We start from the raw sequence: 20,878 nt of genomic DNA on the forward strand, positions 1-20,878 counted from the left end.
TACGCGCAGCGTCTCCAAGACTTGGGTCGGAGTGCGGGCTACGCCTACACTAACTACTTGGTATTAAATATCGATACTAAAACAGGACAATAACTAACGAAGGTGTTATTTTATGCACCTAATGAAGGCTGATCTTTAGTATTTTTTGTCATCGTCAGAGCTACAGCTGCTGCATAAGCAATCTCCGCTGCCATTTGATAAGCAAGTTTGATACTCGATGAAGCTTCCTTGGCTTTCGGAGAGAGGGAAGCTTTTTTTCGGCGCGACTCTTGTTTGATATCACCTGCTACAATAGCTCGTTGTAAAATTATCCAGGCATCTAGGTCTTCTGAGTCATAATTACTTTGAAGCTGCGATCGCAGTTTATCTTCGGCTGCAACACTCAGATAGCCAGTAGTTAGAGCTTGTTGCACTATTTTTTTAATTAAAGCCATAATTTGAACCAAGTATGTGAGTTAAAACCGATACCTCAATTGGGGTGTGTGATCTGATTTTGTGGACTTCTGCTGGAAACTAAGCTACGTTTTAGCTCTCTTTGAATAGAATTTATAATAAGTAGTGTTAAGAACGCATCACCCGCTTGGCTCACCCGAATGGGTGATTTACAAATTTATAGCAAGAATGCCAATTAACCGCTTACAGGATTTTTCAACTCCCCATCCTCAATGGATTTTATCTAAGTGTATAAAATTATTTGAGGGTAGCGACCGCTCCAGTAAAAAAGTTAACTGATTTCCCCCATTCTCATCAACAAATAGCCTGGAAATCAACTTATTTCTTAAGAGTGTTCCACTAAAAATAAAATGTGTTATCGTTAAAAACAATTGTTATTAAAAACCATTCATCTAATTATAAACGTGAATTGGTTAGTCTGTAAATCATCCGTGTGCAACATGATTGGAGCAGCATACTCTAGAAATTCGTTGCAAGAAAGCCGTCATAGCAGTCGGGGAAGCGCTTACTTGTTTGCACCGATGGTTAACTTCAATGTGATGGCTGATGTGGGAGATAATCCACCCTAATTGGGTTTTATTTGGGCAAAAATACCCAGAAAAATCCCACAATAATTACATTGTCATGCTAGGCAGAAATTTTATCTAAATCTTTGAAATAGTCTAGTCAAATGTATTTTTTGTTGCAAAATAGCTTGTGGAACTGAGTTGTTTCAAAAGACTAAAACCGCTTGAGAGAAAGTAGGCTCAAAGCAAACAACATCCCTAGTTGCTTTAGGAGTGCTGTTAGCGGATAGCTAGGGTTTAGTCCGTGCTGAGGAAGAAGTAATAAGTAAGAAGTAGTACTTATGAATATTCCCACTCTCAGCCCAGGCACTTGCTACTCGGAACTGATTTGATGCTGAGTGCAATTATTGATTGTTTTTTTTGACTCAGCACTGTTTCGGTAACAAGCTTTGCAAATTTGCCGGATAGCTAAAACAGTAGCTTATCTAAAGCAGCAAATTTTCCCATCAGACAACTTAATAGTCTGAGTTTTGACTTTGCAATCCACTGAAATTGTTTTGTTAATTTAGCTAGTGCAAAAGCAGCCAAATTTTTACGTACCTATGGTAAAAAAGCTTCTACTAGCGACTTAACGCAATTTTGTATATCAATTGAGTGATTCTACACACCTAAGTTCAAGAATTGCTCACATAGTCAAAGCCAGACTCTGGTTTTTCAAATGTTGGAAAACCATCTAAAAATATGGGGAAAATTTGATAATACTGCCAATATACTTCTGTGTCAATGAATACTAACGCTGTTGGTATTGGCAGAAGATTCGGATACAGCCAAAACAACTTTCAAGACTGTCAACAACAATTGATTGAAGAGATATGTAGCCATGCCTAACGAGCAAAATCTTTCAAAATTGCAGCGCGTGCAAGAACTTTTAGTAACTACTGTATTAGGAGATATTCCGACACTTCTTCTAGGGTCAAAGTTGCGTAACTTGGGATATCGTAGTATTTTTGCCCAGATAGGCAGCCCAGTGTATATTCAAAATGGTGTTGAATTTAACGGAACTTCTTGTATTGAGATAGGCAGTGGAGTCTATATTTTCAAGGGTGTGCGGATGGATGCTAGAGGACACAAAAACAATAGAATTCATCTCGGAAATAGAGTCGCTATTGAGCGTAATGTTGATATAGGGTGTTTGGAAGATACGTATATACATATTGATGAAGACACCTTCATTGCTCCCAACGTATCTATTGAGGGGCCAGGAAACATTAAAATTGGTAAACACTGCTTGATTGCTGCCTACTCAGGGATATATGCCAATAATCATAATTTTGCCGATCCGATGGAGCCGATTAAATACCAAGGTGTTACTCGCAAGGGAATTGTGATTGAGGATGATTGTTGGCTGGGACATGGAGTAACAGTATTAGATGGCGTTACTATCGGCAAAGGCAGTGTTATTGGTGCGGGAGCAGTTGTGAATAGAGATATTCCTCCTTTCTCCGTTGCTGTAGGCATACCTGCACGAGTAATCAAAAACCGAATTGGTAAAGACCTAGCAAAAGTTCAAACTGAGAAATAGGGTATTGGGCATTGGGCATTGGACATTGGGCATTGGGCATTGGGCATTGGGCATTGGGCATTGGGCATTAGGCATTGGGCACTTGTACTGAGCTTTGTCGTTGGCGCAGCCTCTCGTAGAGAAGTATTGGGCATTGGGCACTTGTACTGACTTGTACTGAGCGGCATCGAAGTAGCGTTGCCGTAAAGCCTGCGGCATAGCTACGCTTAGGGCGCAGCCTCTGGTAGAGAGGTATTGGGTATAATAACTATCCTCTGTAAACTGTAACCTTTCCCTTTTTTTAAGAAACTTTTGCCGTTAGTCAACGTCACAAGAGCAAACGTCCCCAGAGTTCTCTAAAAAAGGACGAGATTTGGGTAATATAAAGGAGCTATCTTTTCTGCATGGCAGATCCTCAAAGAAAAGCTCTTTTCGTCTTACCCGTTGGAGATATTTCTATGCTGACTTTAAAAATCGCTGTTTATATTGTTGTTGCCTTCTTCGTCACTATCTTCGTCTTCGGATTTTTGTCGAACGATCCTGCTCGTAACCCTGGCCGTCGGGACTTAGAGTAAAAGAGCGATAAATCATCCGCGACTTTGGAAGGCGGAAGATACTAAACGCCACGGAAACTTACTAAACTTTCGCCTAGTAAGTTTCCTCCTCCAAGTGGGTTGCTCCAGGTAGCAGAAGGCGACAGTCGGAAGGCAAAATGTATATCTATCCTTCCTTCCGTCATTTGGCTGTTTGTTAGCCCGATTTTGCTCAAATATGCTTCATCCAGTTCTGCCACCCGATCCGCCTCCTATTCTCGAATCTTTACAACCTGTAAATCCCGCCTCATCTGCTAGTCATACAAAGTTTCTTTCAGGTGTAGATACTGGAATACACGAAAAGACAGACAAATCCAAGCAGCCCAAGAATTTGGCTCAGTTGGTAATTGCGGGTAACACCAAGAGTGATCCGCCATTGCCACCTTTGCTCAACTCAACTCAGGATGACTTGGTAGTTGCCAAAACTTCCTCTGTACCTCATTCACCAGAAACCTTACCACTTGAATTTTCCCCCCTCACCGTTTCTAGGAATGCTGGACTTTTGGGGCAGTCTGTGGTAGTTGGTTATCCCATGCAAGAGGTTGCAGCCCCTAATCGCCATAAGACCAGTGAAACTCAAAACCCTTATGCAGCGCGAATTGGGGTAGAGGGTGAGAAACTTCCCCCATTCTCCCTGCTTCCTGCTCCTCAGCCTCCGCTAGACGTTGCTCCAAGTGTCACAAACACTGACAAGTTAGTTGAGTCGAAGGCGGAAATTTTAGCCCAGAAGTTAACCCAACAAAAACAGCAAAGTGATATTACTACACAACAGTCTCCAGGAGGAGGCAATATCGCTGTATCTGCTGCTGATCTTGCACCGAGTTCTCAATCAGTACAAAATTTTATAAAATTTAAGTCTCGCAACCCGACAAACCAATTCTGGGCACCCATCACTGTAGAATTCAAGTCCCAAACCCAACAAATTCAAGCAGCAACGCCTACACCACAGGTTAATACCACTAATCAGCCACAAGGTCAACCATCTGGTACAACTGCGCCAGCTAGCACGCCACCAGCCAGACCGAGAATTGTGGAAGTTACTTCCGATCGGCAAGAGTATGACGAGCAACGGCGAATTGTTACAGCCGTAGGTAATGTAGTTGTGCGATTTGATGGGGCGGTGGTGGATGCCGATCGCCTGCAAGTCAATTTGGACAACTTGATCGCTGCGGGGGAAGGCAATGTCACTTTAACACGGGGTGATCAGATACTGCATGGACAACGCTTTACCTATAACTTTGTTCAAGATAGTGGAGAACTGGAAAATGGTAGAGGAGAAATTTACGTACCCTCAGCACAAACAGATTTTGCTTTTTCACCCACGGATGTAGCTGGTGGAGTCTCAAAACGTCCGCCAAGCGATCGCATTAGAGCTAATCAGCCCCTTTCAGGTGTGAGCAGCCCTGGAGGAATTGATGTGACATTTGGTGGTCAGGCAGGCGCTACCAACATACCAGCACCGAAATCAGGGGGTGTAGTCAATCGGCTCAGGTTTGAAGCTGAACACATTGACTTTTATCCGCAAGGCTGGCAAGCAAGCGATGTCCGCATCACCAATGATCCTTTTTCGCCCCCAGAACTAGAATTACGCGCAAATAAAGTAACTCTAACGCGAGAGAAACCCTTGGTAGACCGCATCAGGACACAGGGACAGCGTTTGGTATTGGATCAAACATTGTCCTTACCAATTCCGGTGGATGAGCATACTATTGACCGCCGAGAGCGGGACGTTACACCTGCAATAGTCTCTCCCGGCTATGATGGAACTGATCGGGGTGGTTTCTATGTTGAGCGTGGCTTTCCAGTGATCAATACAGACCAGACTAGTTGGACGATCACGCCCCAGTTATTAGTACAGAGAGCTGTGCAAGAAGGCGCGGGTGATTTAGGCGCACTATTTGCAGTGAAGACGAAGATAAATTCCGTTTTGAGTCCACGGACAACATTTCAGGGAACTGGGCAGTTAACCAGTTTTGACTTGAGCCAGGTGGAAAACAATTTGCGGGCGAATTTTGCGTTGCGCCAGACATTAGGCGATCGCCTTCCCTACATCTTTAATCTGCAATATAACTACCGCGATCGCCTCTACAATGGTAGCCTCGGCTTTCAAACTGTCCAGAGCAGTTTTGGCGGCATTATTACCTCTCCGGTGATTCCTCTAGGAAAAAGTGGCATCAACCTCACCTATCAGGCTAGTGCTCAATATATCGATGCCAACACCGATCGCCAAGACTTACTAAAACCGCAGCGTGAAAACGATCGCATCTCACTAGGTCGTTTACAAGCCAGCGCTACCCTCAGTCGTGGACTGTTACTCTGGCAAGGAAAACCATTACCACCCACTGCCAGTGAGGGATTACGATACACGGCTAGACCTGTAGTTCCTTACTTGCTAGCGATCGCTAGCCTCACAGGCACTAGCAGTTATTACAGCAATGGTGATAACCAAAGCATTTTAACTGGCACAATTGGCTTACAAGGTCAAATTGGTCATTTTTCTCGACCTTTTTTCGACTATACCGCCTTTAATATTAGTTATTCCCAAGGCTTAAATAGCGGATTATCACCCTTTTTGTTTGATCGCTCCGTTGATAACAAAGTGTTGAGCGGTGGGATATCACAGCAAATCTACGGCCCTTTTCGCTTAGGCTTCCAAACATCTGTTAACTTGGATACTGGTATACAAACTAGCACTGACTACATTTTGGAATATAGCCGTCGCACGTATGGCATCACCTTGCGTTACAATCCGGTGCTGGAGTTAGGTGGCTTCAGCATCAGAATTAGTGATTTTAACTGGGGTGGCGGTACTGATCCATTTTCTGATGTTAAGCCAGTAGTAAATGGCGTGCAACAGGATAATTAGTCAACAGTTATCAGTGATCAAAGGAATCACTCTCTCGCCTGGGAAACTTCACCGCCCTAGCTTCCGAATAAGTTGATGCACCATCAGGTATTCTCAGCTTGGCATAGTCGCCGCTTAGTTGAACACTTGACGGTGGTTGGTGTAGGATTGCACAGCATCTTTGCACTGCGGTTTGGTACTCTCGCCATTGCTTACGGATTGCAATACTTGCAGCATCGTTACCTAAGTCTGAAAATCTTAGCCCGGCTCGAATCAGCCAAGATTCCACGTCAGTTGTTTCACCAAGTATTTCTGGAATGGGATTAATCTTTTGCATGAGTAATATATTTTACGCATATTCAAAACTGGTTATTTAACTTTAAGAAAAACTATTGATAATAGCCAATATGATTGTTTATCAAAATTATAAATTAAAATGATTAAAAAAAATGCGTCATATCTGAGTATCCATACTCAGATATGACAGAAGGAATTACGATTACGGCTGGCAAAAATCATTGCTTTAGCTTACGAATAAGCTTTCTTCTAGCTCGTAATCACTAGAAGCGATAGCCTAATCCGGCTTGGAAGCTGAGGGCATCAGCATCACTATTTCTGTAGGCGTCAATGCCCCATTTCGTATCGCCATAGGCAATGACATTGTTGCTAACTTCTGATTCAATACCAAGGGTAAGTACAGGTGCATTCTGATTACCCAATGGGGTTTTTTGACCTTCATCAGTTACAAAAGAATAACCACCACCGAAGTAAACATTAGTATTTTTGGCGATGGGCGCATCGTAAGTCACTATGGGCATAATTGCGGCAGCATCACCACCATACAGCACAGAACCCCGCACTGAAAGAGGTGTTTTGGGAACCGCATAACGTCCTTGGATATTGCCGCCAACTTGTGCTTCATCGTTTCCTTGTCCGCCACTGGTTGCACCAACTGCAATCCCAGCACCGATGTAATTGCTGTTTGTACCGGCTGTTTGAGCAGAAGCAATTCCCGCCGAAAGGACAATGGAAGCAACAGCAAGGAAAGAGGCAGCTAATTTTGTAAGTTTCATAGGATTCTTCTCACCAGAGTTAAATAAAATCAATGTTCTCTAGTACCAGAATCTCTTTTTTTACAAAATGTAACCTCGCACATTTGGTTCACCCTACTGGCTGAATTATTGTTCACCCACTTGGGTGTACCAACTGAAATATTTATAGCAGAATTCAGAATTCAGAATTCAGAATTCAGAATTCAGGAGCTGGAGACGCTCTGCGGCTTGGCGTCAGAATGGGCTACGCCCCGCTCCGCTAACAGAAGTAAAATACGCTTTATACCAAGGTTTGAGACGAATCTTTATTTACTTCACCTTCCTTGAAATCTGCTGTAAATGAGAGTTATTTCTTCAAAAAGCGCTGACGCAAACGAGATATAAATATATTCACTTCGGGTATTTTCATTAATGAAGCGATCGCAGCAAACACCGCAATCCCCACAAAGCCACATACACACAACTGCAACACCAGAATCAGTAAACCTTCTTTACCTAAGAATTGCTGAAAAGCCACCAATGTCCCATAGCTTGCTACCCCAGCTACCAAGCTACCCGCAGTCAAACCTAAAATCGGCACACTCCACTCACGCCAAGGTAAACCATTAAGTTTGCGATCGAGCAACCATAACAGCATTAACATTGAGCTGCAATTTACACCCACTGTTGCTAACACCAAACCGGGAGCGCCAAAAGGTTTAACAAAAAACCAATCTAATAAGATGTTGAGCAAAATATTAAAAATACTGATGCGAAAAGGTGTCTGTCCATCGCCTAAAGCATAGAACACCCGCACCAATACATCACGTCCTAAATAGACAAACATCCCAATTCCATAAGCGACTAACAATGATGAAACTAGCTGTGTGGCTTCTGGCTTGAAAGCACCGCGCTCATATACCACCTGCACAATAGGTACTGATAGCGCTACCATCAGCGCCCCTAGCGGTAGCATGGTGAAGGCAGTGAGTAACAGTCCTTGGCGAATCCGTAATTTTAGCTCTGGCCAATTTTCGGGGCTGGCAAGTTTGGCAAATATCGGTAATAGGGGCAGTAAAATTATATTAGAAATAATCCCTAAGGGAGTTTGTACTAATAGATTCGCATAGTTAAATCCTGCCGCAGCACCAGGGATAGGACTGGCAAAATAAAGGTCAGTGGCAACATTAATTGGCATCATTCCAGAGGAAACTGTTGCCGGAGTCATGATTTTAATTACTTCTTGAACGCCTGGGGATTTAAACTCAAACCGCAGGCGTAATGTGCCTAATCCTAACCGCCACTGGACAATTAGCTGCACTAACCACTGGAGAACGGCTCCTGCCAAGGTTCCCCAAGCTAACACCATTCCACCGATTAAAGCGTACTCCGGTTTAATAATGTCTTTGCCCAGTTGCATAGCCAAGATAGCAAGACCGGCAACAACGGTAATACTGGATAATAAAGGACTAATGGAGAGTAACCAATATTGATTGGCTGTATTGAGAGTACCAAAGCCAATGCCAATTAATCCGGCAAATAAAGCCATAGGAGCCATAATCTGGAGTTGTTGAATGGCGATCGCTCTGGTTGTCGCCTCCAAACCATGACCAACGAAATCAATGATCGCATCCGCAAATAAAACTTGAGCAATTGTCACCAACAACAGCGATCCAGCCACCAGCGTTGTCACGGTTTCCACTAGGGGAGCCGCTTCTTCTCGCCGACGCTTGGCTAAAACACTAACAATCGCACTGTGTAATGGCCCATTTACGCCACCGAGTAATATTAATAGAAAGCCAGGGATAATATAGGCATAACTATAGGCGGTGGCAGCAGCACCAACACCAAAAGCGGCAGCGATCGCTTGCTGCCGCACTAAACCGAAGATTTTACTAATTAATGTGGCTGCGGCAACAATGCCAGCAATTCCAGCGAAAGAACGAGAGGGTTTTTGGTCTTGTTGTGTCACGAATAATACCCGACAACTCTTGCAGAGTGCATATTTTAAAACATTTAACCTGAAATTCCGCAGTCTGTCAGGTAAATTTTGACAAATTAGTTATTAGTTTTTAGTCTCCATAGCAATCATTTTAAGTGCGATGCCTAGTTTGGGCTACGCCTACGCTCAAAATAAAATTCCTGAGATTGCTATGATACAGCGAATTGAGGGTTAGTTCGATCACGATTCAATTAATCATCTCCTCTGTGTGTAGAAGCCAAAATTATTTTTTAACCCATTACGAGGATAAATCAAGAAAGGGGAACTATAACAATAACCATCTTCTAGGAAATAGTTGAACACTGTCAAAATTTGCAGTTTGTCATATTTTTGACACGTTTAACTTTATGAAGTTTGGTACGAATAGCCCTTGTATAAAAACGACATAATCCACAGCAATGGAACTCAATTCAAATTTCACGGAAAATCAACTTCTCTTGTCAAGCGCTCAACTTCAAGAGCAACTAGAGCAACAAAAGGCTCTGGCGAGTGTAATTGTGCGAATTCGGGAGTCTCTTGACTTAGAAACAATTTTTCAAACGACCGTTACCCAAGTGCGTCAGTTGCTAAATGCTGACCGTGTAGCAGTCTTCCAGTTTGACGTGGAAAAAGATTGGGAAGGAGAATTTGTTTGTGAGGATGTTGCAGCTGGCTGGGACTTAGCAATGACAGTAAAAGTTTACGATCACTGCTTTGGAAAACAATTTGCTGCCAGTTATCAACAAGGTCAAGTGCAAGCAGTAGCAGATATTTACAAGGCGGGACTGAGTGATTGTCATCTGGCAATTTTGAGTAAATTTCAGGTACAGGCCAACCTTATTGTCCCTCTATCGCGGCAGAAAGAACTGTGGGGATTGCTTTGCATTCATCAGTGCAGTGAGGCTCGTGACTGGAAAGAATCGGAAATTGAGTTTATTCGTCAAATTGCTGACCATCTTTCCATTGCAATTCAACAAGCGAAGCATCTTCATGAAGTCCAATTGCAAGCCACAAAATTGGCTCAAGCAGTTCAACGCGACCAAGTAATAGCTCAGATTGTTGATGAAATTCGTTCACCCATTGATATTGAAACCATCTTTAAAACCACAACTCAAGAAATACGCAAGCTGCTGCAAGCTGATCGAGTTGCCATCTTTAGCTTCAATCCAGATTGGAGTGGTAACTTTGTTGCTGAATCATTTGCGCCAGGCTGGACTCCCTTAGTTGGCTTTCAGCCTGCGATCAGTGATACTTATTTACAAAACACGCAAGGTGGACGTTACGTTGACAACCAGACATTTACAGCTAATGACATTTATCAAGCCGGATTAACAAAGTGCCATATAACCCTGTTAGAGCAATTCCAGGCAAAATCCTTTGCAACTGCCCCCATTCTCCAAGGAGATCAACTTTGGGGAGTCATCGCTGCCTACCAAAATGCCTCACCCAGACAGTGGCAATCTTATGAAGTCGAATCACTGACCAAAATCGGCACACAAATTGGTTTAGCACTGCGACACTATAAGTTGCTGGCATACGCTCAGTACCAAGCAGAGCAACAAAAGACATTAACTAGCGTGATTACTCGAATTCGGGAGTCCCTAGATTTAGATACAATCTTCCAAACGACTGTCACCGAGGTACGACAAATGCTGCAAGCAGACAGAGTGACAGTCGTTCGTTTTGACCCTCAAAAAGATTGGGAAGGAGAATTTATTTCTGAGGATGTTGTACCTGAATGTAACTCGGTAATAACAGAAAAAGTTTATGATTATTGCTTTGGTGAAAACTTTGCGACCCTTTACGCACAAGGTCGAATAAATGCGATCACTGACATTTATCAACAAAACTTTTCACGTTGCTACGTCCAAATCCTAGAGAAATTTCAAGTGCGTGCAAATATGGTCGCGCCTCTATTAAAAAAAGGCGAACTTTGGGGATTGCTGTGTATTCACCAATGTAACGCTCCTCGTGACTGGCAACCCTCTGAAATTGAATTTACCAGTCAAATAGCCCAGCAATTGGGAGTCGCATTAAAACAGGATTCTTATTTAAAGCAAGTTCAAATGCAGGTTGTCCAGTTAGCAGAAGCCACCGAACGGGAGAAATCAATGGAACGACAAGAACTGCTGGCTGCAACTATTGATAAAATCCGCCAGTCACTCGATATTAAAACTATTTTTAGAACCACTACTCAAGCTGTGCGAGAGTTGCTGGAAGTGGAGCGAGTTGCAATCTACCGCTTCAACCCGGATTGGAGCGGTAAATTTGTAGCAGATTCCTTTAAAGATGGTTGGAAACCTCTTGCACAAGCCCAACCAATGATTAGAGAGAGTTTTGAAGAGACAGACGACGATAACGAACTTCCGCGTAACGAAACCTTTGTTCCGATTCGGGAAGGTGAAAAACTATGGGGATTATTAGTTGCTTATCAAAATTCCCAACCGCGTTATTGGAAAGAGGAAGAAATTAATTTACTGGCTCAAGTAGGGGTGCAATTTGGAATTGCAATTCAGCAAGCGGAATTACTCGAACAAACTAAACGTCAAACCTTAGAACTTACTCAAGCTCTGCAAGAATTAAAACAAACTCAGACTCGGTTAATTCAGGGTGAAAAAATGGCATGTTTAGGACAACTACTTGCTGGAGTCGCGCATGAAATCAACAATCCTATCAGTTTTATTTTTGGCAATCTTACCCATTTAAATGAATATACTCAAGAATTGCTAAATGTAGTGAAACTTTACCGTCAAAACTCCTCCCTGTTGCCAACTGTCCAACAGCAAATTGACAAGACTGATTTGGACTTTATCATCGAAGATTTACCCAAAACCCTTGAGTCAATGAAAGTAGGAACAGAGCGTATTTGTGAGATTGTGCTATCACTGCGTAACTTTTCTCGTACAGATGAGGTGGAATTGAAGCCAGTAGACATTCATGAAGGATTGGATAGTACTTTGCTAATCTTAGGGCATCGCCTCAAAAATAATAATAAACGCCCAGCTATTGAGATTGTTAAAGAATATGCTACTTTACCTTTGCTCGAATGCTATCCCGCGCAATTAAATCAAGTGTTTATGAATCTTTTGAGTAACAGTATTGATGCATTAGAGGAGAAGCTTAAAATTATACAGCAAAGGTATTTGGAGTTATCCCAAATGTGTCCGAGAATACCGTTGACTATCTGGATTAGTACCCAAGCCGTTAATAACCAGATTGTAATTAAAATAGCTGATAATGGTCTGGGGATTCCAGAAGAGGTGCGATCGCACATTTTTGACCCCTTCTTCACTACCAAAGCACCAGGTAAAGGTACAGGGTTAGGATTATCTATCAGTTATCAAATAGTGGTTGAAAAACATCATGGTCAGATTAAATGTTTCTCTAAACCAGGAGAAGGAACAGAGTTTTTAATTGAAATCCCCAGCAGTAATTAAAGGTAACTAGTTTTCGGCAATTCTCAGTCAATCTTAACTAGGAGAGCCAGGATAAGCAGAGATTTCCTCCGTTCCCTGAAGGCATCATAATTGCCATTGCGTTACGCCTATAACCTAAACACCAGCATTAATAACTTGGTTAGCAGTCAGCTTCAGTTCAGGGAATGTGGGAATTTCAATAATTTGTTCTCCCCTATAGACTGCTTCATCGTAAAAACCTTCAACCAAAGTTAGAACTGTTACCCGCTTATCTATTGCTTTGCCATTTTGGTCAAAGTCCGAATAGGCTCACAATTAAGTTGTGTGACAGGTATAATTATGAAAATAGTATACAAGTAAATTATCCCTACTTGTCCAAAAAATAACCCAATAAATCAAAGCAACTTCGGTTGAATAGTAAAGTTAAGTTGATTTTGTGTTTGCTCATGAATTTTTATATTTTTACCTCTGAGCAAATACCAAAATAAAATCAAATTTGTAATTAATAATATATAGTTTAATAAAAAAGCTTTATTTTCCATTTTTTGAGTAAAATGTCTCTGTTTTGAAGCTCAACGCTGAGATTTTTTACCTACAACCCAAACTATCTCGTGTTGACACATCTGTAACCGGATTTACGCCATCGGCTCTTTCACACAATAGTGATACTTGATAGCGGTCAATTAATGCATCGGTAAAATCAGCACCAGTGATATCAGCATCGTAAAAACGGCTGCTCGTCAAAGTGGCTTCTGTAAAAATGACATTTTTCAGGTTAGCACTATCCATAGTCACGCGATCGACTAAAGCGCCGCTCAAGTTCGCACCTTCCAGATTTGCCTTTAATAAAATTCCCTTAGTCAGAATTGCATTGCTTAAATTCGCCCCTTGGAAATTCGCTCCCCGCATTTCTGCTGCGACAAAAGTCACACCTGCCAAATCAGCATGAGAAAAGTCACGATTTTCTAAATTTATATTGTTGTAATTGATTGTGTTGATTTGAGCAAAAGCCGGTTTGGGATTAAGTATTATCCACAAAAATGCTAGTATCAAAATCGCAATCAAACCAAAAAAGCGCACTAAAATCTTTTTCATAACTTTATTATTAGTCCTTTGTCATTAGTCCTCTCTTACAAAGTTCTGAGCGGAGGTTTCCTCCGCTCAGACTTTGCGCTTTGTCATTAGTCATTTGACTAATGACTAATGACTATTTCCAATCTTTACCAATACGGATTGTGAGATCAGATTCTAAATCACCGATCGCCGACACTTCTATTTGACCCAAGCCTAAGACTTTTTGCAAATCAACTCCAACTCGTCGGTTGCCTTTTTGGACAACAATCTGAGTTTGACGTTGGGTATCTGGCCAATCAGGCACTTTGTAAATATTAGTAAAGCCTTTTTGTTTGAGATAAGCAATAACTTTTTCAGTTAGCTGAGGTTGATTGGAAGCATTTTGAATAGCAATTTTGAGGTTAGGAACCCGGCGCATATCTGGCTTAAGACCAGGTACATTTACCCCAACATAATCATTCAACAGGCTCTGTTGTCCGGTCATGTTCAGCCAATAGCTATCAGGGTCTTTGCTAAAACGGCTAAACGTACCAGGCAACATGGTCATTTGGAAATTATCCCGATCCAAGTTGAGTCCGAAGTTTACCAACGCCATCATTTCTTCCATCTTCAGGTTGGTATCAAAGTATTTTCGCATCAAGCGAGTTAATTGAGGCAATCTGGGTAAGATGGTAGGACTATTGAGGCGTTGCAACAATGCCGCTATTAGTGCTTGCTGACGCTGCACTCTCGGCAAATCTCCCAAACCTGGTTCGCGGAATCGGACAAACTGTTCTGCTTGTTCGCCGTTGAGGGTTTGCCAGCCACTGACTAAATTAATCGACAGCCGACTGCTGGAGTCTTTATATTCCATTGATTGGGGAACAAAGACCTCTACTCCGCCTAACTGATCGACTAACTGCCGTAAGCCGCTAGTAGAAATGCGGATGTAGCGATCAATTGGGGCATTGTTTAAGGTACGGCTAACCACCCGTGCTGCCAAGACTGGGCCGCCTTTGGCATTGGCATCAGATACCTTAGTTAATCCCTTTTCTCCCTTTTCGGGGATGGCGATCATTGTATCTCTGGGAATGGAAAGCACCCTGACAGATTTTTCACTAGGATTGAGACGTACCAGCAGCATGGAGTCGCTTTTCCCAGCAAAGCTTTCTGGTGAACCATCAACAGTACCACTGACTGGTTCAATCCCCATAATTAAAATATTCATCGGTCGTGAAAGCTGATACTGGGAGAGTTTGCTCCATAACTCCCCTGGTAGTGGTATTTTTACCTCGTCTTTGGCAGTACTTCCTAAATCTTCATCTGTTCGATCTAGATTGCTCCACAACGGAGTCCAAAGCGCTAAAGTTGATACCAGTAACCCAGATAAGATGATGCCGATGACAACCGTCATGATCCATAACAGCCATCGAGGCATGGTCAAGCCCAGTCTCTCATAAAGCTGATTAGGAATTGCACCCACTGATTCGACGACGCTACGGTTCGGATTCGCTGGCTGGTTTAGTTCTACCTCCTCTTCCTCTGAATTGGCTACTGGTACAGGTGTTACTTGATTTTCCGTTCGTTGAAGTTGCGGCGATCGCACCTCATTTTCAAATGCTACTTGTTTAGATGTAACTGGATTTTCCGACCATTCGATTTGTTTTATCACAATTATTTCCCCACTCAACCACTCCCTAAAAGTATGTTAATCCAAGCTACAAATATTGCCAGTGGAAAAGCTCACTGTAAACTTGTAATGTTCTTCGGTAAGCGTGTATGACAACATGAATACTTTATTGTTCCCCGTAATCCTTGCTGGTGGTAAAGGTGAACGTTTTTGGCCCCTAAGTCGCAAAGACCGACCCAAGCAATTTTTAAGTCTTGATGGTAGCTCTAGAAGTTTATTACAAGCAACCGCCGATCGATTGATAGAACTCGGTGGCGGGTGGGATTTCTTGTGGGTCATAACTTCTAGTCAGATAGCTGAAGGCGTACGACAACAATTACCTGATCTACCAGTTGAAAACTTACTGATCGAGTCGGAAGGAAGAGACACTGCCGCAGCCGTTGCCTGGACAAGTTTAGAAATCAAACGGCGTTATGGAGAAGACGCTGTTATTGGCTTTTTCCCTGCTGACCACTGGATTGCTGATCAAAAGACGTTTGCACACACATTAAGCGCGGCTACACAACTGGCAGCAAGCACAGCAGCGATCGTTACACTGGGGATCAAGCCTACTTTTCCATCAACCGGTTATGGCTACATTGAACAAGGTGAAAAAATAGGTAACTTTAATGAATTGCCAGCCTATCACGTCAACCGTTTTACAGAAAAGCCCAACCGTGAAACAGCAGAAACTTTTTTATCTACGGGACGCTTTAGCTGGAATAGTGGCATGTTCGTTTTTCGGGCAGGGGTTGTTCTCAAGGAACTACATACCCATGCTCCAGAAATTATCGAACCTTTAGAACAACATGGCCCTGATATCTATCCCCAGTTGCCTAAGAAGAGTATAGACTATGCGCTAATGGAAAAGACAACTTTAGCATACGTTTTGCCAGTTGATTTTGGTTGGGATGATTTAGGAGATTGGAATGCGATCGAACGCTTACTGAAGACAGAAGAGACTCCGAATGTGGAACTTGCTACTCACGTAGGGTTGGATACGCAGGGTGCGATTATTTATGCCTCAAATCCAGAAGACGTAGTTGTTACTATTGGTTTAGAGGACGTGGTGATTGTGCGCGATCGCAATGTCACCCTCGTTGTCAAAAAAGAACGTACCCAGGAAATCAAGCAGATCCTCAAAATTCTCCAAAGCGATTCCCGATTTACCCACCTGCTATAAAAGTTAAAACCCTTGGCAGAGGCGAAAAAGCCTATTTATCCATTATAACTTGACTGTCTGTTATTCTATCTGACAGTTATGGACATTATTAGCTTTGAGCCTCTCGCCAAGACAATGGCAATCGAGTCTATTACTGCCTATCAAAAATATATTTCTCCGTCCAAAGGATTTTGTTGCCCCCATCGCTTATTACACGGCGGGGATTCCTGCTCTAATTACGTCAAACGGATGCTGAACGAACAGAAGCTGCACCAAGCCGTACAATCATCCATAAAAAGATTTCAAGAATGTGCGGCAGCTAGCAACACTTTAACAAGCATCAAAACTAAAGCCGATTTCCGTTGTATTGTCATCCCCTGCTGCTTACCTCTTTAAACTTTTCTGCTTCTTTGCAGTTCTTTACAAAAATGTTCCTCACCCAAACTGTTCCCCGTCAACGAGAAATTCTTGAAGTATTCCTTCGCAATGGCTGGGACTATATGCGAAGGCTACTTACTGGTGGCAAAGCTGATGAACCGCAGCTACCTACACCTGCGGTTTTAAAAAATATCCTGGTAGACTTGGGCCCAGTTTACGTCAAACTTGGTCAGCTACTCTCCACCCGTCCAGATTTACTGAGCGCCGCCTACATTGAGGAACTGTCAACCCTACAAGACGAAGTACCGCCAGTTCCTTGGTCAGAGATAGAAATAGTCCTCCGCAAAGAATTAAAACATTCACTAGCAGAAACCTTCAGCACAATTAACCCTATACCCGTAGCGGCAGGATCAATTGCTCAGACGCATCGCGCTACACTAGCAGACGGTCGAGAAGTCGCTCTGAAAGTCCAACGTCCGGGAATTGATATTACTATTGCCCAAGATATTGCCTTAATTCAAGGTATTGCCGATTTAGTGGCGCGTACTGAGTTTGGGCAAACCTACGAAATCAAATCTACCGCCGAAGAATTTACCAAAGCTCTAGAAGCTGAATTAGATTTTAAACGGGAAGCGGGTTTTACAGACCAACTGCGGCGCAACTTATCTAAAAGTCGTTGGTTTGATCCGACACAAATAGTGGTTGCAGAAATTAACTGGGAATTGACCACAGAGAAATTACTGGTGATGGAATGGCTGGATGGCGTGCCGTTCCTGGCGGCGGATTTGAACAGCAACACCAATGGTAAAGACCCTGCTGTACAGCGTAAAGAAATAACTACTTTGTTATTTCGGGTATTTTTTCAGCAATTATATATTGATGGCTTTTTTCACGCTGATCCCCATCCAGGAAACTTGTTTTATCTCAAAGATGGTCGTGTTGCCCTCTTAGACTGTGGCATGGTGGGAAGACTTGATCCCCGTACACAGCAGATATTGACAGAAATGTTGTTAGCGATCGTTGATTTAGATGCTCAAAGGTGTGCTCAGTTAACTTTGCAGCTCTCAGATTCTGCTCAACCGGTAATTTTATCACGGTTAGAAAATGATTACGATCGCATGTTACGAAAGTATCACAATGTCAGCCTAACGCAAATAAATTTCAGTCAGATAATTTATGAAGTTTTACAAGTTGCCCGCAACAATAAAATTAGGCTGCCTAGCAATATGGGTTTGTATGCCAAAACCCTAGCGAATTTAGAGGGTGTGGCGCGGACATTCAACCCGGAGCTTAATTTTTTTGATGAAGTCAAACCATTAATTACAGACTTGTTTCGTCGGCAATTACTGGGCGATAATCCAGTGCGATCGCTGTTACGGACTGCCTTGGATATTAAAAGTCTGTCTCTCCAATCTCCCCGCCAAATCGAACTGTTATTAGACCGAGTTACCTCAGAAACCTTACAGTGGAATCTATCGCTGCGAGGGTTAGATGGTGTGCGGCGTACTATGGACGATGCGGCTAACCGACTATCTTTTAGTATTTTAGTGGGTTCGCTGATTATGGGTGCAGCAATTATTTCCACCAGAGCGCAGACAACTCAACTATCTTTTTTAAGCACCATCCTGTTTGCAGTCGCTAGTTTATTGGGTTTGTGGTTAATTATCAGTACATTGCGATCGGGACGTTTACGGTAAAACCTCTATGTTGTGCTAGGAAATCATGATAACTGTCACTAGCAAAAATCCCTGCTTTAGTATTTAGAACCACAGATACATACAGGAATTTTACTTCTGACTCTGCCAATTTTAGATTTTGAATTTGGGATTTAAGGAAAAATCTAAAATCTAAAATCTAAAATCTAAAATTGAATGACTCCTGCTGAAAATAGCACTAAACATCAATGATTTATGTGTGTTTATCTATATAAATGGGCATGAATAATTAAAGGTTTGTAGTCAGGGGAGCATCTCAGTGGGTGCAAATATACCAGACGAGAAACAAGATTCTTGCTCCCTCTCCGAACCTACGGAGAGGGTTGGGGTGAGTTTTTTCAAGGCTTTTTACACTCATTGAGATGCTTCCTGTAGTAAGCGGCTCCAGCCCTTACTAATAGCCAATCTAATTAAACTTATATGACGTAACATCGTTTGATTTATTCTTGCCCACTTACTTACAACTGTGCTTCTAATATAAAAAATATGTCAATCATCATTGCTGAAAATCTGAGTAAATCTTATCCAGTGGCAGTTAAAAGTCCGGGTATTAAAGGTACAATCACCCACTTGTTTCGCCGCACCTACCGGTCAATTAAAGCAGTTCAGGATGTTTCCTTTGAAATTGCCCCTGGTGAAGTCGTAGGGTTTTTGGGGCCAAACGGTGCTGGTAAAACCACCACACTCAAAATGCTCACGGGGCTGATTCATCCCTCTAGCGGTACAGTTACAGTCGCTGGACAAATTCCGTTTCATCGTAAAGAAGCATTTTTGCAAAAAATTACCTTAGTTATGGGGCAAAAGCAGCAGCTAATTTGGGACTTGCCAGCGCTGGATTCTTTGAAAATTAACGCTGCTGTATACGACATCTCTGATAAAGAGTTCCAACGGCGGGTAGGAGAATTAACAGAGATGCTTTCCCTAGAAGGCAAACTTACCCAACCAGTGCGGAAACTGTCTTTGGGTGAGCGGATGAAGGCGGAATTGCTAGCAGCACTTTTGCACCGTCCCCACGTCTTATTCCTAGATGAACCAACGCTGGGATTGGATGTAAATGCTCAAGCAGCAGTGCGCGAATTCTTGCGTGAGTACAATCAGCATTATCAGGCTACAGTGCTGTTGACAAGTCATTACATGGCTGACATCACAGCTTTGTGTCAACGGGTGCTGTTGATTCACGAGGGGAAGCTGATGTATGACGGTAGCTTAAATGGACTGCTGGAACGTTTTGCTCCTTATCGGGAAGTCCATATAGAGTTAGCCCAACCTCTACCGATAGAAAAACTTATGACCTATGGAGATGTGCAACTCTTAGAAGGGCGAGTAGTGCGTTTTATGGTGTCGAGAGAGGCGCTCACCCGCACCGTATCTCACATTTTAGCGGATTTGGAAGTAATTGATTTAACAGTTACCGAACCACCTGTAGAAGAAGTTATTGGACGAGTTTTTCAGGCAGGTGTTGTGTAGTTAATGCTAAGAGGAGTAGAGTTGCCAAGGGGAGATGTACTATAGATGAAAAAAATTATTAGAAAAGCCCTAACTTTACTGTCAGTATACTATGCCTATATGGTTGAGTATCGAGCAGAACTAATCTTATGGGTTTTGGCTGGGTCTTTGCCGATTATCCTCATGGGTGTCTGGATACAGGCAGCACAAGGAGGACAGTTTGGGCTATCACCTGTGGATTTTGCTCGTTACTTTATCACGGTTTTCATTGTTAGACAACTCACAGTTGTTTGGGTAATCTGGGATTTTGAAACAGAGGTAGTAGAAGGCAGGCTTTCACCCAAGTTGCTACAACCACTCGACCCCGTATGGCATCATGTTGCCGCACATATTTCAGAAAGATTTGCTCGGCTAATGTTTGCTTTTCTATTAGTGGCATTATTTTTTATTCTTTACCCCCACGCTTTTTGGGTACCAAGTTTGAGTAGATTTTTACTGTTTACATTGGCGGCGGTGCTAGCTTTTGCTTTGCGGTTTGTGATTCAGTACACCTTTGCTATGTTCGCCTTTTGGACAGAACGGGCTAGCGCTTTAGAAAATTTCTGGTTGTTATTTTATTTATTTTTATCTGGTTTGATAGCACCTTTAGAGGTCTTTCCAGAACCTGTGCAGAAAATAGTGATGTTTACGCCTTTTCCATATTTGATTAATTTCCCTGCGAGTCTTTTGGTAGGGCTACCTGTGGATATAGGGCGGGGATTTTGGTCAATGGTGGGATGGATATTAGTGTTTTTGGGTGCGAATCGCTTGCTTTGGCGTGCGGGTTTGAAGCGGTATTCTGGGATGGGAGCATAAACAATTTATAATTTATAATTTATAATTCATAATTCATAATTAGTAAGGTTTCCCACCGCAGAGTTTGGCTAAATGATTTGCTGAACTATAGCGCTGTCTAATACGAAGGTAGCAAAAAAAGCCATGACGGTTTCTAACTGGCTCATGACCATAGTTGTAGTTTATGGCTAAAGTGGCGATATCTACGATGGGTTAGACCTATGCACTGATGTAC

At 42.6% G+C, this 20,878-nt stretch carries 18 protein-coding genes; 10 read left to right on the forward strand and 8 right to left on the reverse strand.

Features of this window, described 5'->3' with window-relative positions; translation table 11 throughout:
• Positions 1 to 110 precede the first annotated feature (110 nt).
• Positions 111 to 434, reverse strand: coding sequence for a hypothetical protein (locus PUQ00_RS09195; RefSeq protein ID WP_300415351.1), 324 nt, complete (start codon positions 432 to 434; stop codon positions 111 to 113).
• A gap of 450 nt (positions 435 to 884) precedes the next feature.
• On the opposite strand from PUQ00_RS09195, the gene PUQ00_RS09200 reads away from it, so the two are divergent.
• The gene (locus tag PUQ00_RS09200; RefSeq protein ID WP_174707946.1) at positions 885 to 1,022 is read left to right on the forward strand and encodes a hypothetical protein; all 138 of its coding nucleotides are present in this window, start codon (positions 885 to 887) and stop codon (positions 1,020 to 1,022) included.
• Positions 1,023 to 1,839: 817 nt separating this feature from the next.
• Entirely contained in the window at positions 1,840 to 2,541 is a 702-nt protein-coding gene (locus tag PUQ00_RS09205; protein WP_300415353.1) for an acyltransferase, read from the forward strand.
• Here PUQ00_RS09205 and PUQ00_RS09210 read toward each other — a convergent pair.
• Positions 2,515 to 2,739: a hypothetical protein gene (locus tag PUQ00_RS09210; protein ID WP_300415355.1), complete on the reverse strand. Its 225-nt coding sequence runs from the start codon at positions 2,737 to 2,739 to the stop codon at positions 2,515 to 2,517. The two genes, PUQ00_RS09205 and PUQ00_RS09210, sit on opposite strands and share 27 nt — an antisense overlap.
• Before the next feature lie 239 nt (positions 2,740 to 2,978).
• Here PUQ00_RS09210 and PUQ00_RS09215 point away from each other — a divergent pair, with 239 nt between their 5' ends.
• Complete coding sequence (locus tag PUQ00_RS09215; protein ID WP_015114068.1) at positions 2,979 to 3,095, forward strand: photosystem II reaction center protein I; 117 nt, start codon at positions 2,979 to 2,981, stop codon at positions 3,093 to 3,095.
• A 41-nt stretch (positions 3,096 to 3,136) separates the two neighbouring features.
• Here the strand turns inward: PUQ00_RS09215 and PUQ00_RS09220 are convergent, their stop codons facing one another.
• Positions 3,137 to 3,313 (reverse strand): hypothetical protein, encoded by a 177-nt coding sequence (locus tag PUQ00_RS09220; protein ID WP_300415357.1) that lies wholly within the window; start codon positions 3,311 to 3,313, stop codon positions 3,137 to 3,139.
• Between PUQ00_RS09220 and PUQ00_RS09225 the strand changes: the two genes are divergently transcribed.
• Positions 3,292 to 5,979, forward strand: a complete 2,688-nt coding sequence (locus tag PUQ00_RS09225; RefSeq protein WP_300415359.1) for a DUF3769 domain-containing protein — start codon at positions 3,292 to 3,294, stop codon at positions 5,977 to 5,979. The two genes, PUQ00_RS09220 and PUQ00_RS09225, sit on opposite strands and share 22 nt — an antisense overlap.
• A 10-nt stretch (positions 5,980 to 5,989) precedes the next feature.
• On the opposite strand, the gene PUQ00_RS09230 is transcribed toward PUQ00_RS09225, so the two are convergent.
• From PUQ00_RS09230 to murJ, 3 genes are all read right to left on the reverse strand, one after another.
• Positions 5,990 to 6,295 carry a hypothetical protein gene (locus tag PUQ00_RS09230; protein ID WP_300415360.1) on the reverse strand — a complete coding sequence of 102 codons (306 nt, stop codon included), beginning with the start codon at positions 6,293 to 6,295 and terminating at the stop codon, positions 5,990 to 5,992.
• A 223-nt stretch (positions 6,296 to 6,518) separates the two neighbouring features.
• A complete protein-coding gene (locus PUQ00_RS09235) occupies positions 6,519 to 7,031 on the reverse strand; it encodes an outer membrane beta-barrel protein (RefSeq protein WP_300415362.1) in 513 nt (170 codons plus the stop codon).
• Positions 7,032 to 7,356: 325 nt separating this feature from the next.
• A complete protein-coding gene (gene murJ / locus PUQ00_RS09240) occupies positions 7,357 to 8,961 on the reverse strand; it encodes a murein biosynthesis integral membrane protein MurJ (protein ID WP_300415364.1) in 1,605 nt (534 codons plus the stop codon).
• Between the two features lie 428 nt (positions 8,962 to 9,389).
• Here murJ and PUQ00_RS09245 point away from each other — a divergent pair, with 428 nt between their 5' ends.
• Entirely contained in the window at positions 9,390 to 12,407 is a 3,018-nt protein-coding gene (locus tag PUQ00_RS09245; RefSeq protein ID WP_300415366.1) for a GAF domain-containing protein, read from the forward strand.
• A 567-nt stretch (positions 12,408 to 12,974) separates the two neighbouring features.
• Here the strand turns inward: PUQ00_RS09245 and PUQ00_RS09250 are convergent.
• A complete protein-coding gene (locus PUQ00_RS09250; RefSeq protein WP_300415368.1) occupies positions 12,975 to 13,481 on the reverse strand; it encodes a pentapeptide repeat-containing protein in 507 nt (168 codons plus the stop codon).
• A gap of 112 nt (positions 13,482 to 13,593) precedes the next feature.
• On the reverse strand, positions 13,594 to 15,111 hold the full coding sequence (locus PUQ00_RS09255) for an LCP family protein (RefSeq protein ID WP_300415370.1): 1,518 nt from the start codon (positions 15,109 to 15,111) through the stop codon (positions 13,594 to 13,596).
• Between the two features lie 115 nt (positions 15,112 to 15,226).
• Here PUQ00_RS09255 and PUQ00_RS09260 point away from each other — a divergent pair, with 115 nt between their 5' ends.
• The 5 genes from PUQ00_RS09260 to PUQ00_RS09280 all read left to right on the forward strand — a co-directional run bounded on the left by PUQ00_RS09260 (position 15,227) and on the right by PUQ00_RS09280 (position 20,664).
• The gene (locus tag PUQ00_RS09260) at positions 15,227 to 16,291 is read left to right on the forward strand and encodes a mannose-1-phosphate guanylyltransferase (protein ID WP_300415372.1); all 1,065 of its coding nucleotides are present in this window, start codon (positions 15,227 to 15,229) and stop codon (positions 16,289 to 16,291) included.
• A 114-nt stretch (positions 16,292 to 16,405) separates the two neighbouring features.
• Positions 16,406 to 16,666 (forward strand): membrane protein insertion efficiency factor YidD, encoded by a 261-nt coding sequence (gene yidD / locus PUQ00_RS09265; RefSeq protein ID WP_334740338.1) that lies wholly within the window; start codon positions 16,406 to 16,408, stop codon positions 16,664 to 16,666.
• Between the two features lie 32 nt (positions 16,667 to 16,698).
• Positions 16,699 to 18,345, forward strand: coding sequence for an AarF/ABC1/UbiB kinase family protein (locus tag PUQ00_RS09270; RefSeq protein ID WP_300415377.1), 1,647 nt, complete (start codon positions 16,699 to 16,701; stop codon positions 18,343 to 18,345).
• A 504-nt stretch (positions 18,346 to 18,849) separates the two neighbouring features.
• Positions 18,850 to 19,830, forward strand: coding sequence for an ATP-binding cassette domain-containing protein (locus PUQ00_RS09275; RefSeq protein WP_300415379.1), 981 nt, complete (start codon positions 18,850 to 18,852; stop codon positions 19,828 to 19,830).
• 45 nt (positions 19,831 to 19,875) lie between these two features.
• Entirely contained in the window at positions 19,876 to 20,664 is a 789-nt protein-coding gene (locus tag PUQ00_RS09280) for an ABC-2 family transporter protein (protein WP_300415381.1), read from the forward strand.
• Positions 20,665 to 20,878: the final 214 nt, after the last annotated feature.

Origin of the sequence: Nostoc sp. S13, from assembly GCF_029379315.1 — a bacterium.
Lineage (GTDB): Bacteria > Cyanobacteriota > Cyanobacteriia > Cyanobacteriales > Nostocaceae > Nostoc.

What these genes read in the sequence shown, in the direction of transcription:
- PUQ00_RS09275 (WP_300415379.1), top strand. Translation starts at nt 18,850, where the DNA reads ATGTCAATCATCATTGCTGAAAATCTGAGTAAATCTTATCCAGTGGCA.
- PUQ00_RS09215 (WP_015114068.1), top strand. Translation starts at nt 2,979, where the DNA reads ATGCTGACTTTAAAAATCGCTGTTTATATTGTTGTTGCCTTCTTCGTC.
- PUQ00_RS09250 (WP_300415368.1), bottom strand. Translation starts at nt 13,481, where the DNA reads ATGAAAAAGATTTTAGTGCGCTTTTTTGGTTTGATTGCGATTTTGATA.
- yidD (WP_334740338.1), top strand. Translation starts at nt 16,406, where the DNA reads ATGGCAATCGAGTCTATTACTGCCTATCAAAAATATATTTCTCCGTCC.
- PUQ00_RS09270 (WP_300415377.1), top strand. Translation starts at nt 16,699, where the DNA reads ATGTTCCTCACCCAAACTGTTCCCCGTCAACGAGAAATTCTTGAAGTA.
- PUQ00_RS09195 (WP_300415351.1), bottom strand. Translation starts at nt 434, where the DNA reads ATGGCTTTAATTAAAAAAATAGTGCAACAAGCTCTAACTACTGGCTAT.
- PUQ00_RS09210 (WP_300415355.1), bottom strand. Translation starts at nt 2,739, where the DNA reads ATGCCGCAGGCTTTACGGCAACGCTACTTCGATGCCGCTCAGTACAAG.
- PUQ00_RS09260 (WP_300415372.1), top strand. Translation starts at nt 15,227, where the DNA reads ATGAATACTTTATTGTTCCCCGTAATCCTTGCTGGTGGTAAAGGTGAA.
- PUQ00_RS09235 (WP_300415362.1), bottom strand. Translation starts at nt 7,031, where the DNA reads ATGAAACTTACAAAATTAGCTGCCTCTTTCCTTGCTGTTGCTTCCATT.
- PUQ00_RS09280 (WP_300415381.1), top strand. Translation starts at nt 19,876, where the DNA reads ATGAAAAAAATTATTAGAAAAGCCCTAACTTTACTGTCAGTATACTAT.
- PUQ00_RS09225 (WP_300415359.1), top strand. Translation starts at nt 3,292, where the DNA reads ATGCTTCATCCAGTTCTGCCACCCGATCCGCCTCCTATTCTCGAATCT.
- PUQ00_RS09230 (WP_300415360.1), bottom strand. Translation starts at nt 6,295, where the DNA reads ATGCAAAAGATTAATCCCATTCCAGAAATACTTGGTGAAACAACTGAC.
- PUQ00_RS09245 (WP_300415366.1), top strand. Translation starts at nt 9,390, where the DNA reads ATGGAACTCAATTCAAATTTCACGGAAAATCAACTTCTCTTGTCAAGC.
- PUQ00_RS09205 (WP_300415353.1), top strand. Translation starts at nt 1,840, where the DNA reads ATGCCTAACGAGCAAAATCTTTCAAAATTGCAGCGCGTGCAAGAACTT.